Annotated in this window: 18 protein-coding genes; 6 read left to right on the top strand and 12 right to left on the bottom strand. The window is 46.1% G+C overall.

Translation table 11 applies throughout. The features are described 5' to 3' along the window. Window positions 1-7: 7 nt before the first annotated feature. Window positions 8-754, bottom strand: a complete 747-nt coding sequence (folM, locus tag L5L77_RS10805; RefSeq protein ID WP_263181903.1) for a dihydromonapterin reductase — start codon at window positions 752-754, stop codon at window positions 8-10. 253 nt (window positions 755-1,007) lie between these two features. Between folM and L5L77_RS10800 the strand changes: the two genes are divergently transcribed. Further along, a complete protein-coding gene (locus L5L77_RS10800; RefSeq protein ID WP_263139676.1) occupies window positions 1,008-1,406 on the top strand; it encodes a thiol-disulfide oxidoreductase DCC family protein in 399 nt (132 codons plus the stop codon). A 103-nt stretch (window positions 1,407-1,509) separates the two neighbouring features. Here L5L77_RS10800 and mdh read toward each other — a convergent pair whose 3' ends face one another. After that, window positions 1,510-2,445: a malate dehydrogenase gene (gene mdh / locus L5L77_RS10795; RefSeq protein WP_105250210.1), complete on the bottom strand. Its 936-nt coding sequence runs from the start codon at window positions 2,443-2,445 to the stop codon at window positions 1,510-1,512. A 294-nt stretch (window positions 2,446-2,739) separates the two neighbouring features. Between mdh and argR the strand changes: the two genes are divergently transcribed. Next, window positions 2,740-3,210 carry a transcriptional regulator ArgR gene (argR, locus tag L5L77_RS10790; RefSeq protein WP_006080175.1) on the top strand — a complete coding sequence of 157 codons (471 nt, stop codon included), beginning with the start codon at window positions 2,740-2,742 and terminating at the stop codon, window positions 3,208-3,210. 147 nt (window positions 3,211-3,357) lie between these two features. Here argR and L5L77_RS10785 read toward each other — a convergent pair whose 3' ends face one another. Then, on the bottom strand, window positions 3,358-3,990 hold the full coding sequence (locus L5L77_RS10785; protein WP_219233867.1) for an NAD(P)-dependent oxidoreductase: 633 nt from the start codon (window positions 3,988-3,990) through the stop codon (window positions 3,358-3,360). A gap of 106 nt (window positions 3,991-4,096) precedes the next feature. On the opposite strand from L5L77_RS10785, the gene L5L77_RS10780 reads away from it, so the two are divergent. Next, window positions 4,097-4,999 carry a LysR family transcriptional regulator gene (locus tag L5L77_RS10780; protein WP_263181902.1) on the top strand — a complete coding sequence of 301 codons (903 nt, stop codon included), beginning with the start codon at window positions 4,097-4,099 and terminating at the stop codon, window positions 4,997-4,999. A gap of 73 nt (window positions 5,000-5,072) precedes the next feature. Here the strand turns inward: L5L77_RS10780 and L5L77_RS10775 are convergent, their stop codons facing one another. The 5 genes from L5L77_RS10775 to L5L77_RS10755 all read right to left on the bottom strand — a co-directional run bounded on the left by L5L77_RS10775 (window position 5,073) and on the right by L5L77_RS10755 (window position 11,909). Further along, window positions 5,073-6,008, bottom strand: a complete 936-nt coding sequence (locus tag L5L77_RS10775; protein WP_173496718.1) for a Dyp-type peroxidase — start codon at window positions 6,006-6,008, stop codon at window positions 5,073-5,075. A 248-nt stretch (window positions 6,009-6,256) separates the two neighbouring features. Next, a complete protein-coding gene (ggt, locus tag L5L77_RS10770; protein WP_263222702.1) occupies window positions 6,257-7,969 on the bottom strand; it encodes a gamma-glutamyltransferase in 1,713 nt (570 codons plus the stop codon). Between the two features lie 145 nt (window positions 7,970-8,114). Next, complete coding sequence (locus L5L77_RS10765) at window positions 8,115-9,194, bottom strand: ABC transporter ATP-binding protein (protein WP_173496716.1); 1,080 nt, start codon at window positions 9,192-9,194, stop codon at window positions 8,115-8,117. Next, the gene (locus tag L5L77_RS10760; RefSeq protein WP_263181899.1) at window positions 9,194-10,825 is read right to left on the bottom strand and encodes an ABC transporter permease; all 1,632 of its coding nucleotides are present in this window, start codon (window positions 10,823-10,825) and stop codon (window positions 9,194-9,196) included. Before L5L77_RS10760 ends, L5L77_RS10765 begins: the two co-directional genes overlap by 1 nt. A 76-nt stretch (window positions 10,826-10,901) precedes the next feature. Then, complete coding sequence (locus L5L77_RS10755; protein ID WP_113939101.1) at window positions 10,902-11,909, bottom strand: Fe(3+) ABC transporter substrate-binding protein; 1,008 nt, start codon at window positions 11,907-11,909, stop codon at window positions 10,902-10,904. 220 nt (window positions 11,910-12,129) lie between these two features. On the opposite strand from L5L77_RS10755, the gene L5L77_RS10750 reads away from it, so the two are divergent. Next, window positions 12,130-12,531 (top strand): hypothetical protein, encoded by a 402-nt coding sequence (locus tag L5L77_RS10750; RefSeq protein ID WP_105250218.1) that lies wholly within the window; start codon window positions 12,130-12,132, stop codon window positions 12,529-12,531. A 14-nt stretch (window positions 12,532-12,545) separates the two neighbouring features. Here the strand turns inward: L5L77_RS10750 and L5L77_RS10745 are convergent, their stop codons facing one another. The 3 genes from L5L77_RS10745 to L5L77_RS10735 all read right to left on the bottom strand — a co-directional run bounded on the left by L5L77_RS10745 (window position 12,546) and on the right by L5L77_RS10735 (window position 14,735). Then, entirely contained in the window at window positions 12,546-13,142 is a 597-nt protein-coding gene (locus L5L77_RS10745; protein ID WP_105250219.1) for a glutathione S-transferase N-terminal domain-containing protein, read from the bottom strand. 92 nt (window positions 13,143-13,234) lie between these two features. Beyond that, window positions 13,235-13,984 carry a ferredoxin--NADP reductase gene (locus tag L5L77_RS10740; protein ID WP_263222701.1) on the bottom strand — a complete coding sequence of 250 codons (750 nt, stop codon included), beginning with the start codon at window positions 13,982-13,984 and terminating at the stop codon, window positions 13,235-13,237. 124 nt (window positions 13,985-14,108) lie between these two features. Continuing rightward, on the bottom strand, window positions 14,109-14,735 hold the full coding sequence (locus tag L5L77_RS10735; protein WP_105250221.1) for a DUF5610 domain-containing protein: 627 nt from the start codon (window positions 14,733-14,735) through the stop codon (window positions 14,109-14,111). Between the two features lie 226 nt (window positions 14,736-14,961). On the opposite strand from L5L77_RS10735, the gene L5L77_RS10730 reads away from it, so the two are divergent. Together L5L77_RS10730 and L5L77_RS10725 are read left to right on the top strand one after the other, a co-directional pair. After that, window positions 14,962-15,579, top strand: coding sequence for a SixA phosphatase family protein (locus L5L77_RS10730; protein WP_173496713.1), 618 nt, complete (start codon window positions 14,962-14,964; stop codon window positions 15,577-15,579). An 11-nt stretch (window positions 15,580-15,590) separates the two neighbouring features. Next, on the top strand, window positions 15,591-17,081 hold the full coding sequence (locus L5L77_RS10725) for an FMN-binding glutamate synthase family protein (RefSeq protein WP_263184470.1): 1,491 nt from the start codon (window positions 15,591-15,593) through the stop codon (window positions 17,079-17,081). 41 nt (window positions 17,082-17,122) lie between these two features. Here L5L77_RS10725 and L5L77_RS10720 read toward each other — a convergent pair. Further along, a partial coding sequence (locus L5L77_RS10720) for an integrase core domain-containing protein (RefSeq protein ID WP_263222700.1) occupies window positions 17,123-17,363 on the bottom strand: 241 nt, incomplete at its 5' end.

Here is a 17,363-nt window from a genome sequence, read left to right as displayed (position 1 = left end):
CCATCCACTATTTTAAATGACGGCCACCATCGACATTATGGCAACGACCGCTGACGTAGCGGCTATTCAGCAGATATTCGACTAAGTCGATAATCTCCTCATTCCCCGCCTCTTTCGGCAACAGCGCTTTGGCTAAGGTTTTTTGCTGATAGGCAACGTCATCTCCTGCATTAAATAGGATCATCGCCGGCGCAATCGAATTCACTTTCACCTCGGGCGCAAATTTGGCGGCAAAGGATAGCGTCATATTGTGCAGCGCGGCTTTACTGGCGGCATAGGCGATATGCTTCTGACTGCCCTTCTCTGCCACATAGTCAGTAATATGAATCACATCGCTCGCACCGATTTCATCGCCAGCAGCGGCACGTAGCTGCGCCTCTAAGGCCAAGTTCAACTGATAGGGCACGCTCACATGCACTTGCATCATCCGCTGCAGCACTTGGCTCGGTGCAAAAGTGGCACTCTTGAAAGGCTCATTCTTTGTAAGCACAGGATCCGGCAGCCAGTCCGAGGCATTGTGAATAATGGCGCGAATTTGCGGCAGCTTAGCTAACTCATCAATCAAGGATCGCACTTGAGTATCGTCATAAAAATCACAGGGATACAGAGTCGCACCTAAGGCGTTCAGCTCATCTATGCTAGCGTAATGGCTGCGATAGGTACCAATCACCTGCTGACCTTGGGCGAGAAAATGTTTGGCTAAGGCGTAACCGATACGCTTACCCACGCCTGTGATTATGATGGGAGATGTCATACCTATCCTTTTGAGTCGTTATTGGTCAGGCTTTACCTTGTTCGCTTAAAAATCAGCAATCAAGTTAAACTGATGAATAACCAAGATGTTACTGCACTCATTTGAATTTAACCTAACAAAAAGCCCAATGAGATGCTGATCCGTTCTACAATCGCTTCGATCTAAAACCCTTTATTCTGCGTATAGGGTAGAAGAAAACCAAGCTTGAGTACTCACTTCAAGTATTGTGATCAAGTCATCAGAGGTAATACCGATGGAACTGCGGATTTTTTACGATGGAAATTGTCCATTATGTAGCGCCGAAATGCGTCAACTGAAAGCGCGCGATCCGAAGAACTTGATTGCGCTTGAGGATTTAAATGCGCCAGACTTTAGTAAGCGCTTCAGCCATATCGATAGAGACTACGCTAATACGATTCTCCATGGCGAAACCGCAACGGGCGAAGTGTTACTCGGGTTAGATGTCACTTGCAAAGCGTGGGCACTGACAGGAACACGCGCTTGGATCCAACTATTACGCCTGCCCGTGATTAAAACTGTGGCCGATTGGTGCTATCTCAGATTCGCAAAAAACAGATATCGCATCTCTTATTTACTGACGGGCAAAGCCCGCTGCGATGATAACTGCCAAATTCCCACTAAGCGCCGCTGATCGACTGAATTCGCCTGGTAAAATGTAAAACCCAGGCATAAAAAAACGGAGCTCAATGGCTCCGTTTTTAATTCGTCATAATCTAAAAAGATTATCCGAAAGATTATTTAACGAAATCAACGCCTAGTTTGATATCGCCTTTCAGCGTATCTAACATAGAATCACGAGCGTTAGCTTCGAATGCACTCACTTCACCGTAAGGCAGTACTTTTTCAATACCGTTTTTGCCTAACAGCACAGGTTGTGCGAAGAATTCAGCATGCTCGCTGCCGCCGTCAACATAGGCGCATTCAACGATGTTAGCTTCGCCTTGCAGACCACGAACCAGAGACAGACCGAAACGGCAAGCCGCTTGACCCATAGACAGAGTCGCGCTTCCGCCACCGGCTTTAGCTTCAACCACTTCTGTACCCGCGTTTTGGATGCGAGTCGTCAAACTTGCCACTTCTTCGTCAGTGAAAGTCGCGCCTTCAACTTGAGACAGTAATGGCAGAATAGTCACGCCGCTGTGGCCGCCGATCACATTCACTTTAACGTCAGCAACGTTCAGGCCTTTTAATTCGGCGATGAAAGTTTCAGAGCGGATCACGTCTAATGTCGTGATACCGAACAGACGGTTCTTATCGTAAACACCCGCTTTTTTCATCACTTCTGCAGCGATAGCTACGGTCGTGTTGACTGGGTTAGTGATAATGCCAACCAAAGCCGTAGGGCAAGTTGCCGCTACTTTTTCGATCAGGTTGCGAACGATACCCGCATTGATATTGAACAGATCAGAACGATCCATACCAGGCTTACGCGCAACACCAGCAGAAATTAGAACAACGTCAGCACCCACGAGGGCAGGCGTTGGATCTTCACCAGCAAAACCTTTGATTTCAACAGCAGTTGGAATGTGGCTCAAGTCAACCGCAACACCCGGAGTTACCGGTGCGATATCATATAGAGACAATTGTGAACCCGCAGGCAATTGAGTTTTTAACAGTAGGGCAAGAGCCTGGCCGATACCACCAGCAGCACCAAGTACAGCAACTTTCATAGTTATCTCCGTTATTTCTCGGATATGTGTGACATGGATCTAATTTGCGTTGGCGTCACATTACTGGAATGTCACAACAATTTCAATTATCCCTTAGTCGTGGGACAAAAGAATTCCGGAATAACGTAGAAGCAATGTAGAACAATTACTCAAATTGGGATTTTTACGCCCCCTACAAACGCTTAACCACTGGGGCTTAGTGAATTTTTATTCAACCAATCTGGTTATTTGTTGACAATTTTTCTAAAAATATTCAAAATGGGCCTGTTTTTTTGAATAACGAATAATAATATTATGCAAACGACCAAGAATCAGGATGACCTTGTTAGAATTTTTAAGTCGATTTTAAAAGAAGAGCGCTTTGGCTCTCAGAGTGAAATCGTCACCGCCTTGCAAGCTGAAGGCTTTGGTAATATTAACCAATCGAAAGTGTCACGCATGCTCAGCAAGTTCGGCGCAGTGCGGACTCGCAACGCTAAGCAAGAGATGGTGTATTGCTTACCAGCCGAATTAGGCGTACCCACCGCGGGTAGCCCACTGAAGAATTTGGTACTCGACGTCGATCACAATCAAGCTATGATCGTCGTGCGAACTAGCCCAGGTGCCGCGCAGCTGATTGCCCGTTTATTGGATTCTATCGGTAAACCAGAAGGCATTTTGGGTACGATTGCCGGTGATGACACTATCTTTATTTGCCCATCGAGCATCCAAGATATCGCCGATACCTTAGAAACCATCAAATCTTTATTCAATTACGCAGAATAAAAAAACAGGTCAGTGAGCTGACCTGTTCTATTTTATCTGTACATTTTGAAGTGCAATACCGCGCTGGTTATTTGGCCATTGTCCCGATTACGTTACACATTCCAGCACAATATCTAACTCACAATATCTAACTCAACTATAACGATATCAGTAAGCCACACTGATGCGCTGGTTTGGGTGAGTGCCCTTTTCGGCTTCATCTACCATGGCTTTTGCGTAATCGGTTACAGAGATACGGCTTTGACCATTAGCATCGGTAAAGAAGCTGTCGCCACCAAGACGGTACGGGCCTTCACTCTCACCGGGATAAATCTCAGCGGCTGGGCTCACAAAGGTCCAATTGATTGCCGTTTGCGCCGCACGGAATACCTGCAAAGCTTCACCCTGAGCTAACGCCTCATCTTTATATGCTGCTGGGAAATCTGGACTAGAGACCAGCGTCACACCCGGCGCCACTTCTAAACTCCCAGCACCACCGACCCACAATAAACGTGACACGTTAGCGTTAGGCAGCACATCCAGTAAATGCTGAACCGTACTCGCCACTAGACCATGATTTTGTTGGGCGCGGCCACCAACGGCGGCAATCACGACATCTACGCCAGCAAAGGTATCGGCGACCAATGGCTGCTCTAAATCCACGGCACGTACTGCCACGTCAGCCACGGATAACTTACTTGGATCACGCACTAACGCTGTCACTTGATGTCCACGACTCTGTGCTTCTTTTAAAATTGCACCACCGATCCAACCCGTTGCACCTAAAATTGCGATTTTCATTTCATTGTCTCACTCAGATGATTTACATTGGATCCAGTTTACTTGCAGTTTTTCACCTAATAAACATCAATAATTGAGCATGATTGTTTCAATATAGGATACTAATGTGGATAAAATTGCCGCTATACGCAGTTTCGTCGAAGTCGCAAACTGTGGCAGCTTTACCAAAGCTGCCGAACATTTAGACCTCAGCCGCCTGCAGGTTTCCCGTCATATTCAAGAAGTGGAGCAGTGGTTGAGTTTACGCTTATTACACCGCACCACGCGCAGCGCCAGCTTGACTTTGCAGGGTGAGGAAGCGCTACAATTTTGCCAGCGGATCTTAAGTGAAGTTGCTGCCATGGAGAGTCGTGCCCACAGCCATAACAGTGAACTGGTAGGCAGTATTCGTATCGCTACGCCTATTGGCCTTGGGCAGCACAGTCTGTTTTATGTCGTTGATCGCTTTATTAAAATTCATCCTAAGGTCAACATTCAACTGGTGATGTCGGACAGTTTTGCGCAATTGGTAGATGAGAGAGTCGACGTGGCGCTACGCTATACCGAGCAACCCGATGAGAATCTCATTGCTCGGCGTTTGATGACCATAGATGCGGTACTTTGCGCGGCGCCGAGCTATCTTGATAGCGCAACGCCACTCCTCGAACCCATTGATCTGCTAGCCCACAACTGCCTCATACACTCAGCGCAACAAAACTGGCCTTTTCTAAAAGAACTGCAAGCCGAGCACGTCAAAGTTACAGGGAATCTTAAGGCTAACGATATGGGAGTGTTGGTCAGTGCGGCGCTACGTGGACATGGCATAGTGCGGTTACCCTGTGACTTGGCTAACCAATACCTTGCCAGTGGTCAGCTCAAAGAAGTCTTACCCGAATTTACGACACCAGGCCAAACCCTGTGGGCGGTATATTTGTCCCGCAGTTATCAGCAAAATCTAGTGCGCGCCTTTATCGATTTCACCGCCCTGCAATGGCAGCTCGATATCAAAAAATGGGTTCCCGCGCATTAGCATAAAAAAACGCACTTAGGCGTTAGCTTAAGTGCGTCTCGATTGATACTAATTCGGCTTGATTATAGAAAGCTTATTCGTCGAACTGCAGCATAAAATCCAATGCAGGGGCAAAGAAAGATGAACCTGTCATCGCCTTAGTAAAATGCATCAAGTGATCATGATTGCCTGCGCCATCACCAAACATCATGCTATGCAGCATCTTTTCAAAATGTTCTGGCGTGCGGCAGTTAGAGATAAACATTAATCCCTGCTCCTTCAGCGAACCATAGGGCATACTCTGACGCAGGATCTCCATTGACTTACCATCGGCATCTTTAAGATTAACGCGCTTGATATGGCTGGTCAGTGGCTTATCTTCAGATTCATACTCGATATTATCTTGCTTAGTTCGACCGATTATATCCTCTTGTTTTTTAACTGGTAATCTATGCCACTTACTCAAGTTATGGGCATATTTTTGCACATGAATATAGCTGCCACCCTTAAACTCAGGATCCTCATCACCCACAAGTGCCACTTCCTGGCGGTGGCGCCCCTTAGGGTTTTCGGTGCCATCGACAAAGCCGGTTAAATCACGGCTATCCATAAATCTAAAGCCACGCTCTTCTTCAACTAACTCCACTAAGTCTTCAAACATTTGGCTGATTTCATTAGCCACTAAATGCAGAATGTCGTAACGATCACTGCGAATATGCACGAATAAATCATATTCAATTGCAGGCGCTTCACGACTGCCCACTTGCATCGCAGGGAAAGGTTTAAGCAGTTCAGGGCGAGCAGTAGGATAGAGGCTATCCCAATAATTAGCACCAATACCAACAAAACCATTGAATGCACTGTCGGAATATTGATCTGTCAGCTCATAAATATACTGCGCAACGTTGGCAAGACAGGGACGTAATTGCGACTCGACATTGTCATTGGCATTAAACATCAAATAGACACTGTGTAAGTTCCCCTCTGCACACACACCCAACTGTTCACGCGGCATATTTTGAATATCCATTTGGTTATCACCCTTTTTCTAAATTCATTTTCGGCAATATTATCCGCAACTTTACCTAAAAATGACATTAACTAACGCACAGTTTGCTCTGATCTGTTTATGATAATGCCAATAGCGGAGCATTATCCCACCCCAGACCCTTAAACATAAAAATTGACGAGACCATTAAAGTCTCGCCAATCAGTTAAATCGAATCAATGACGTCAGGTTCACTCAGTGTTGAGTTTACCTTAGCATTTATCTTAGTGTTAATAGCCTGCGGCGTGACCATCCTTGCGACTCTCAGAAGCCGCACGATATACGCCGGTTTCGGCATTAAATCCAATGGCTTGATAGCCACCAAACTCCCCAAGTCCATCACGCAGTACATGGCCTTTCTTAATCAACTCACGACGGGTTTCTACCGGAAAACCTGATTCCAAACTGACGTAGCCGCCATCCTTCATCACTTCGCCTGTGGGCTCGGTTGACCCCATATGCAAAATTCTGGGGGCATCGCCCGCTTCTTGCAAGTTCATTTTAAAATCAATCAGATTCATTACAATCTGCGCGTGCATTTGTGGCTGAGTCGCGCCGCCCATCACCCCAAAGCTCAGCCAAGGTTTACCGTCTTTGGTCACAAAAGCCGGAATAATGGTATGGAATGGACGCTTGCCCGGTGCGTAGGTATTAAAACGCCCTTCCGTTAAATCAAACATTTGCCCGCGGTCTTGCAGCACAAAGCCGAGATCCGGTGGTGTCATCCCTGACCCCATACCACGGTAATTACTCTGAATGAGTGACACCATGTTGCCATCTTTGTCAGCGGTAGTCAGGTACACAGTATCGCCATGTTGCAACGCTGGATTACCCGCATCGACACTCTTGGCGGTTTTTGTAGGGTCAATCAACTTAGCGCGATCATAGTTATATTTCTGTGAGATAAGCTCGGTAACGGGCACTTTATTAAAGGCCATGTCGGCATAAAACTTAGCTCTGTCGGCAAAGGCGAGTTTCTTTGCTTCGACAAATAAATGCACATATTCAGGACTATTAAAGCCCATGGCAGCCACATTAAAGGGCTCCATGGTTTTTAAGATTTGTAGCGCCGCAATGCCTTGACCATTAGGTGGCAGTTCCCACACATCGTAACCACGGTAGTTCACCGAAACGGGATCTATCCAGTCGCTAGTATGGCTGGCTAAGTCATCATAACTTAAATAACCACCTTGGGATTTCATGTACTTATCAATACTTTTGGCAATATCACCTTTATAGAAAGCATCGCGGCCGCCCTTGGCAATTTTCTCATAGGTGTTAGCAAGCGCGAGATTTTTAAAGATTTCCCCTACGGTAGGCATCTTACCATTAGGCATATAGGTTTCTTTAAAACCGGGGAATTTAGCCAGTTTTTTACCACTGCCATCAAGGTAATAGGCAATCAACTCTGACACTGGGAAACCATCACGGGCGTAATGAATTGCAGGCGCGAGGTTATCAGCCATAGCTAATTTACCAAACTTATTATGCAGCTCATACCAACCGTCCACAGTGCCCGGTACAGAAACCGGCAAAGGTCCAAGCGGCGGTAAATAGTCTAATCCGAGGGATTTAAGCTTTTCAAAACTTAAGGATTTGGGACTGCGCCCCGATGCATTTAGACCATAGAGGCGTTTATCTTTTGCGCTCCAAACGATAGCAAATAAGTCCCCGCCGACACCCGAGCCCGTTGGCTCGACTAATCCTAACATAGCGTTAGCGGCAATCGCTGCATCGACCGCACTGCCGCCCTGCTTGAGTATATCAATAGCGACTTGCGTGGCTAAAGGCTGACTGGTCGCCGCCATCCCTTGGGTTGCATACACTTCTGATCGCGTTGCGAAGGCTTTACCTGTGATCCTATCCATGGCCATCACTCCTGAAGACGATATTGCCGTTGCTACAATAACGAGGGTGCAAATTGAATTTATTGTTTTTATCATAATTCCTCCAAAACCGGAGGATAAAAGTAGCAAGGATGGTCTAAAATATCACCAACCAATACCGTATAGACCCAAGTTAAACGTAAGCAAAAATGTCGTACTTTAGTTGGCTATGCTATATCAGCATTGAATAAATACTCATCGCTTAGATTGGGTCCCCACAGTTTGAATATGCTGAAGATTCAAACAGCACAAGCGAATGCGGCTCAGTCGTTACCCCAACCTTTTGACCGATACTTAGCTGCATCATTTGGCTACGCACCTCCACATAATAAGCATGGGAAGCGGCCTCAATTTTGACCCAATAATGACAAAAGGCGCCTAAGAAACGTCGCTCAGTGATAGTACCAACGCCCTGTTCATCGGCGCTGAGCGTCAATTGCTGTGGTCGCAAGAATACTGTTCCGCTGAACTCGCTCGGCAAATTTAATGGCGTGAGGCTCGTTAAATGACCTATGGGAGTGACAACACTGTGCCCATCAAACACTGCTGCAGGTAAGTAATTACCGCTACCTAAAAAGTCCGCCACATAGCGGCTGTTTGGGGCGGCATATAAAGCTTCGGCACTACCATGCTGCACTATGATGCCTTGATTAAAGATGGCTAAAGTATCTGCAAATACAAAGGCTTCATCCTTGCTATGAGTAACAAACACCGCGCTGACATTACGCTGTTTTAAGATGCTGCGAATTTCCGCCATCATCTCGTAACGCACTTGGGCATCAATATTAGAAAAAGGCTCATCGAGCAGCAATAATTGCGGCTCATAGGCAAGTGCCCGCGCAATCGAAACTCGCTGCTGCTGACCGCCAGATAATTCATGGGGATAACGCTGTGCCAACCCTTCAAGTTTGACCAAGGCTAGCATTTCATCCAAACGTGCCTGACGTTCTGCGCCCGACAATCTAGCCACCCCAAAGAGGATATTTTCCGCCACAGTCAAATGAGGGAAAAGCGCATAGTCTTGAAAAATCATGCCGATGCCGCGCTGCTCACTAGGTACAAACTGGCTATTGCCACTCACTATGCGGCCATTAATCTGGATTTCACCTTGGCTTATGGCCTGTAATCCAGCAACCGCACGTAATAAGGTCGTCTTGCCACAACCGCTTGGGCCTAACAACGCCAGGATTTCCCCTTGGGCGAGCGTTAAACTCAAACCTTTAAGTACTTGCTGGCCCTGATAATCGCTATGAATTTGCTTAAGCTTGAGCGTACTTGTCATCAGCTGTGATGCTCCAATGAACGGTTTAAATAAATAAGCGGCACTAAACCCACTAGTACAATCACAATAGCAGCTAATGCGCCGTGCTCGAGTTTTTCATCGGACGCAAACTGGAATACATAAGTTGCAAGATTCTCAAAGCCGATAGGCCGCAGCAATAACGCAGCGGGCAGTTCCTTCATGCTTTCGATAAACACCAATAAAGCGCCCGCAAACAATCCCTTAGCAAGTAAAGGCAAATGCACCCGCCGCAAAAGTTGCCGAGGAGTTTGCCCCATGGTCAGGCTCACCATGTCTAGCGATGGCGAGATGCGTTTATAACTGCTTTCAACACTGCCAATCGCAATTGCCACGAAACGTACACAAAAAGCAAAAATCAATGCAATCACACTGCCTGTAAGGATAAGACCAGGACCTGCTATGCCGACAAGATCCGCCAGATCGTTAATCGCAAAATCTAGCATAGTTAAAGGCACTAATACCCCAATAGCCAGCACAGTGCCTGGTAAGGCGTAGCCCGTCGAAGCTAACCGTGAGGGCAAAGCATCACTCTGTCTTGGGCTTATCCGGCGAACGAACATAAGCAGTAAGGCGATTAAGCAACAGAGTAAACTGGTGATCAGCGCAAGACTGAGGCTGTTAAGACTCAATTGCCAAAAACTCTTATCCCAGCTTTGTTCAAAGTAACCAATCGCATAGGATAATAAAATCCCGAAAGGTAACAGAAAGGCTAATAGCAATAGCATGCCGCAAAAGCTCAGTGCGACCAAGGTTTGAGTCATCGAGAGTCGATACAAGTCAGTGACTTGTATACGTGATTGTTTTTGGAATAACTGCTGTTTACGACGGGCAAAACGCTCAAATCCAATCAGGCTAAACACTACCAGCAAGATAATCGCCGATAACTTAGCGGCGGCGGTCAAATTGCCATAACCCAACCAAGTGTCGTACACGGCTGTCGTTAAGGTAGGCACGGCAAAATAGTTAACCGTTGCAAAATCAGCGGCCGTCTCCATCGCCACTAAAGCCACCCCAACGGCGAGCGCAGGCCTTGCCATAGGCAAAGATAAACGCCAAAAACTTTGCCACGGTGAACAGCCCATAATGCGCGAAGCATGCGCCAAACTTAAGGATTGCTCCATAAAAGCGGTACGTGCCAAGAGATAAATATAGGGAAACAATACCAGCGACAACATACACGCCGCACCGCCTAAGGTACGAATATCGGGGAAGAAATAATCCTGCGGTGAGTCCCAGCCAAATATCGAACGAAGACCGCGCTGCACTGGCCCCGCATAATCGAGTAAATCGGTATAGACGTAGGCAACAATATACGCAGGCATAGCAAGGGGCAATAATAGCGCCCATTGCAAATATCGCCTGCCGACAAAGTCACAACGAGCCATCAACCAAGCGCAGGGTAACGCAAGTAATAACGCCCCCAGACTCACCCAGAAAATCAGCAATAAACTATTAATGATATATGTCGGCAGAACCGTTGCCATCAAGTGCCCAAACACGGCTTCGTCAGGCTGAAAAGCTTGAAATATCAACGCAAATAGTGGCAATACCAGCAAGGCGGCCACGGCATAACCAGCAAGCGACCAGCTTCTGGCTAATCCTAAAATCATGTCAATCCTTAAAACGTCACAGCGCCAATCACTGGCGCTGATAACCTAAATCTGCATTTTGTCGCTAGCACTGGAGCTAGAGATCAAACTGCACTTCATCTAATAGCTTAACCGCCGCTTGGTGATATTCTGCCAACTTAAAAATGGGCAATTGATCTGACTTAAACTTACCCCATGAAGCCACTAAAGATGAAGGTGCCACATCGGCTTTCACTGGATATTCCATATTCACATCGGCATAAGCCTTCTGAGCCACATCGGCGGATAAGAACTCCATCAATTTAATCGCATTGGCTTTATTAGGCGCATGGCGAGTTAATACCATGCCAGACACATTCACATGGGCACCGCGGTCAGCTTGGTTCGGGAAGTTGAGCGTCACAGCTTCGGCGATCGCCTTTTGCTCAGGATCCTGCAACATATTGCCGTAATAGTAGCTATTACCAATGGCGATCTCACACACACCTTCTTTTACTGCGGCAATTTGCCCCCTGTCGTTCCCCTGAGGTTTGCGGGCTAAATTAGTTTTCACGCCTTGTAACCAAGTTTTTGCCTCAGCTTCACCGTGATGAGCAATCATAGATGCGACTAACGCTATGTTGTATGGATGCTTACCACTGCGAGTACAAATCTTTCCTTTATATTTGGGATCGGCTAATTCTTCATAGGTCAATTGCTGCTGGCCTAAACGATCCTTGGCTGTATAGAGATTTCGCACCCGCATAGTCAGGGCATACCACTGGCCGTCGGGATCGCGATACTGCGCAGGAATATTACTCTCTAGCAGGGGATTTTTGACTGGAGAGGTTAGATCTTTATCCACTAATTCAACTAAACGTGAAAAATCAGACGTCAGCACAAGATCCGCAGGGGATAAACGGCCTTCACGGACGAGACGCTCGGCAATACCGTCTTTAGCAAATACCAAATTCACACCTATGCCAGTTTCTTCGGTGAAACGCGTCAGTATAGGCTCCACCAAGAAAGCTTGACGATAAGAATAAACGGTTAATTTATCATCTGCATTCGCTGAATGCCCAACCGACATTAACCCAAAAACAGCCGCGCAAGTTACCCATTTCATTACCGAATTCTCCCCAAAGTGATGACGTGTTCAGTAAAATTTGAACACTAACGCATTAATGATAATGCTTATCAGTTTCGCAAGAGTAATAGATACAGAACTTGAGAGCAAGCAGCTAATTAACTTCATGTTTTTAATGGTATTAATCTGAAAATTTGAGATTATCTCAAATCAAACTAAACTGAACCTTAATTTGATAAAAATGCTTTCAGGAGGCGTTATGTTAACTGTTTTGCTGCTAGGCGTAGCCGCAATTGCGCTATTTGGCTTATTCAAACTCAATAGTCGTCCCAAAAGACATAAACACTCTTCTCAAGCTGCTGATCCCAGCATTAATAAGACTCACAGTTTTCACAGTGTGAGCATAGTGAATAACGGCAGTTGCTGTGAGCAGATTGAAGCGCTTTCTGGAAAACGATTTTTATCAAAAGATGCGCCCGAAATTCCGATGGAAGAATGCACTATGGCAAACTGCCAATGCCGCTATCAACACCATGAAGACAGGCGCCAACTAGGCAATGATCGCAGAGTAGAATATGGGGTTACTCGTGAGTTATTCGGCGCTTTTGGTGAACAAAATCGCCGTGATAGGCCAAAAGGAAGACGCGCAACCGACGGTTGAGCATCCTCTGCGGATTATTGGGGACGAGTTTGAATAAATGCAGGTAAATCACGCATTTCACTGAACCAAAGTGCTGTCGCAGGTGCAACCTTACGCCAATCTAGCTCTGGATGTCTAAAATCCACATAATCGAGTAAGCAAATCAAGGCTAATTGCGGTGCTTGAATCGTGGTTTGGGTGATCACAGTTTGAAGCTCAATCTGCATAAGGCCGCGCAGCAGTGCTTGTTCAAAACGTGCAGTCCAAAATATTGACCTCACGCCTTCTTCTTCACGCATTTGCTCTTGGCGTAATTTCACCGCGCTATCGATTAAGCCTTTGACTAAAGAATACTGACACTCCAGCACCCAGTTATTATTTGAGATCCCAAACATCTTACGATCGCCAAGCTCTGTATCTAGGTAACGCATGATCACTTCACTATCGAATAGTGCAACACCATCGTTGGTAATAAGACACGGGATCTGTCCTAACGGGTTAGCATCGAGTAATTCTGCGCTGTTTTCAAAGGGATTAACTAACTGCTCTTCAATATTGTTAATCCCTAGATACTGGATTAAGGCTCTTACACAACGGGCATAGGGCGAAGCTTGAGAACTTAACAACTTCATCAAAAATTTCCTTTTGTTTGCATTAAACGCTATGGCTTTTTAGGGGCAAGAACGGCAACAAGTTTACTCTCGCCTTCTATGTAAAATTGAGATTACCAGTATTTTTCAACGGTAATTTGCCCAGGAGCACGGCGTAAATTCTTCACTAACCCTTTATCGAGTAAAGGGGCTTGCGCACCATTAATCATACCCGGATTGCCGCAGATCATAACTTGAGAGTCAGCTGCGTTTAAGGTTAATCCTGCCTTTTTTTCGATTTCACCCGAGACTATCCCCTCGGGAATGCGACACTGCAAAGCATCGGCAAAGGGTTTACGGGTCACACTCAAGACTAATGTAAATTGTTCAGGGTATTTGCGTTCTAAATTACGCAGCTTATCAAGATATGCCAAATCCTGTGCTTCGCGCACGCCATACACAAGCACGACTTTTTCAAAACGCTCCCAAGGTTCATCGGTGTCGAGCATAGACAAAAATGGCCCTACTGCTGTTCCTGTGGCTAAAAACCACAAATGCTTCCCTTGGAGTTCACCCTTAGGAATTTCAGCTAAGGTCATAAAACCGGTCGCGGTTGAGGTAATTTCAATTTCATCGCCTATTGCAAGGTTGTGTAATTGAGGCGATAACAGGCCATCCTCTACTGCAACGGCGAGCACCTCGGCATAGGGTTTATCGGGAGAATTTACTAAGGAGTAGGCTCTAGCCACACGCTTATCATCTTGCATTTGACTTAACTTGATAAACTGACCAGGAATAAATGGAGCTAACTCGGCAGCAATGCGCAATGAGAATAACTTATCACTCCAATCAATACGTTCTATCACTTGTCCCCTAATCCACATAACTTGCCCTCAAGCGAAACGTTAAATAGGCTTCCAGCATAGACTTTTTTCTGCACAACAAAAACCCCTTATATAAGGGGCTTATGACTATAACGCTGAATATAGAACTGAAAATACTGAGGTATTAACTCGGACTCGATACTGTCTCATCAGTCTTCTTGTTAAAGCTATCTCTAAAGGCTTGCAGCCCCTCTTGCACTAAGCTGTAGGTTTTATCGACACCATCGGCAATATCACCCTGCAATACTTTAAGGCCGGACAGAATATCTTTAGCCTCTTTAAAGCCATTGTCAATGGCACCGCCAATAATCCCCATAAAGCTATCGAGTTGATCACTTAGACTCATACCCGAATTTTGTTGTTGGTGAATGCTAAAAAACTGCGTCGCAAAACTCACGATACGATCTGCAGTCGCTTCTGGAGAAGTATCTACGCCATTATCATAAGCCGTCTGAATCGCGTTCTCGCCCATAGTGGGCGCTAACTCTTTATTAATCGACTCTATCGCTGCGCGATAAAGCAAGGCCATAGACTGATCGCCTGACTTGATATTCACATCTTGCTGTGCCGATAAAATCGCTTGATTCATCAGCTGCTTGCTCGTTTGCTGCGCAGTTTGCTTCGAGGTTACTTCTGTGGCTTTCGCGTCCTTCGAATCACTCACTTCGGTGCCCTTAGACGCCGCGTTTTCAGCATATTTTTTCTGTGGCAAAGGGGTACTTTGCACTTGAGGGGGTTTATTGATTTCCATGATGACTATCCATTCAATTCGGGTCGACTTAATTATCGACCAAAATTTAACCAGCTTTAGTAATTTTTAGAATTGAAGTACCATCTGACCACAAGGCCATGATAAGGCCCACATAAATTAAGTGGGTTCATTCTTTAATAAGGTGCATAAAGCGCCAACCCACCGCAATGCAGATCATTACTATCGCTGAGCTTAGACATAAGCCAATAGAAAAGGATGTTACACCATGGCAGCAGGCCGCAGTTTGAGTCATTTCCGCTTTCACGGGTTTACACTAATCCTTAAGCACTATTTTAAGCATAATCTGGGTATCAATATAAAACGCTTTAGCCTGCTAACAAGCCTCGTCATATTCACTTGCCTCGGCTTTGCTCCCATTAGCCAAGCTCATGCTGAAAGTAGACTAATTATTTTAGTCAGACATGCCGAGAAAGCCGACACGCCAGCCAATAACCCGCAGTTATCACCCAAGGGAGAAATACGCGCAGCATCACTGATCACTGCCTTGAGCCGCACGCCGCTGTCGCAACTTATTGCGACTCAATACCTAAGAACCCAGCAAACACTCGCGCCCATCGCCGAGGATCGCCATTTACCTGTGACGATAGTAGAAGCTGCCAAACCTATCGAAGGACATATCCAACACATTGTTGAACAAGTGCATGCTGTAAAGGGCAATACACTCATCGTTGGGCATTCAAATACTGTCCCACAGATCATTAAAGCCCTTGGTGGACCTGAGATCCAAGCGATCAGTGAAGATGACTATAGCCAGCTGTTTTTACTCTCTCTTAATGATGACCAACCTGCGAGCTTGATCGCCACCCGTTACGGACAAGAATAAGGATAAATAACATGAGTGAACTCAATTGGTTTATGTGGGGACTCGATCTATTTTCAGGGCTGTTTTTGATTGTAATAGGACTCGCAGTACTCGCGGTTATTTACATGTATATCGCAGATAAAATGCAGACCAAACAAGCGGTAAGACATAACTATCCCGTGATTGGTCGCTTTCGATATTTGTTTGAAAAACAAGGTGAGTTTTTCAGACAATACTTTTTCGCCCAAGACAGAGAAGAACTGCCCTTCAACCGTGCTGAACGCAGCTGGGTGTACCGCGCCGCTAAAAATGTCGATAGAACTATCGCCTTTGGTTCGACTCGCCCCTTGGATACTGCCGGTACTGTTATGTTTATGAATACCGCCTTCCCAACCCAAGATGAAGAGATCACACCCATTCATCCACTGACAATTGGCACCAATTGCCGCCAACCCTATACGACTCAAGCCATTTGTCATATTTCAGCCATGAGCTTTGGGGCTCTATCGCGCCCAGCAATTACCGCCCTTTCCCACGGTGCAGCGCAGGCGGGTTGCTGGCTTAACACAGGTGAAGGCGGCTTGAGCCCTTATCATCTAAAAGGTGGCTGCGATATCGTCTTTCAAATTGGAACGGCCAAATACGGTGTACGTAATGAGCACGGACATTTAGACGATGAAAAGCTCAAGTCGATAGCCATTCATCCCGAAGTCAAAATGTTTGAAATTAAAATGAGTCAAGGAGCTAAACCGGGCAAAGGCGGCATTTTACCAGGGATCAAAGTCACAGCTGAAATTGCCCATATTCGCGGTATTCCTCAGGGTTATGACTCTATTAGCCCTAATGGTCATATTGAATTCAAATCCGTGAACGATATTTTGGATATGGTTGAACGAGTACGTGAAGTTACCGGTAAACCAACGGGCATTAAGGCCGTACTCGGTGACGTGCAGTGGCTCGAAGATTTATGTGATGAAATTGAACGTCGTGGCGAAGACTCTGCCCCCGACTTCTTTACCTTAGACAGTGCCGATGGCGGCACAGGCGCTGCACCACAACCTTTAATGGATTATGTCGGATTACCACTGAAGGAAAGCTTACCTATCCTAGTTAATGTCTTGATCCAACGAGGCTTGCGTAAACGCATCAAAGTCATCGCTTCGGGTAAACTTATTGTGCCATCAAGAGTCGCTTGGGCTTTGGCATTAGGTGCCGACTTCATCGCATCGGCCCGTGGCAATATGTTCGCCCTCGGTTGTATTCAAGCCTTACAGTGCAATAGAGATACCTGCCCAACGGGCATCACAACGCACAATCCCAAGCTACAACAAGGACTCGATCCTAGGGATAAATCGGCTCGTGTTGCTAGCTATAATCATAATTTACACCATGACTTAGCCTTAATTGCGCACTCTTGCGGAGTGACAGAACCAAGACAACTCAAACCCTCACATGTCCGAATTGTGCTCGATAGCGGTTTATCCATTTCACTCGATAAATACTATGCACATATGGATAAGTAGCCGCGAACCCTCGCGGTTAATGGCGAATACAACTGTAGTGGTCAAGTAAAATTGGCCACGATTTTAGAGTCATTCCAATATAAACGTTCTGACTCATTTGGCGTTAACCCACCATTATATTGATGGGGTCTGGTCTCACTGTAATATCCAGTGATGTAATTTGTGATCTCTTTATCTGCTTCTGTAAAATTCCCATAACCACTGGCGGGGATCCACTCAGATTTCAAACTTCTAAAGAAACGCTCCATTGGTGCGTTATCCCAACAATTCCCGCCCGCGACG

It is taken from the genome of Shewanella sp. SM29, assembly GCF_025654245.1.
Taxonomy (GTDB): domain Bacteria; phylum Pseudomonadota; class Gammaproteobacteria; order Enterobacterales; family Shewanellaceae; genus Shewanella; species Shewanella oncorhynchi.
Note: the sequence above shows the minus strand (reverse complement) of the source record. Positions and strands in the feature narration are given on the sequence as shown.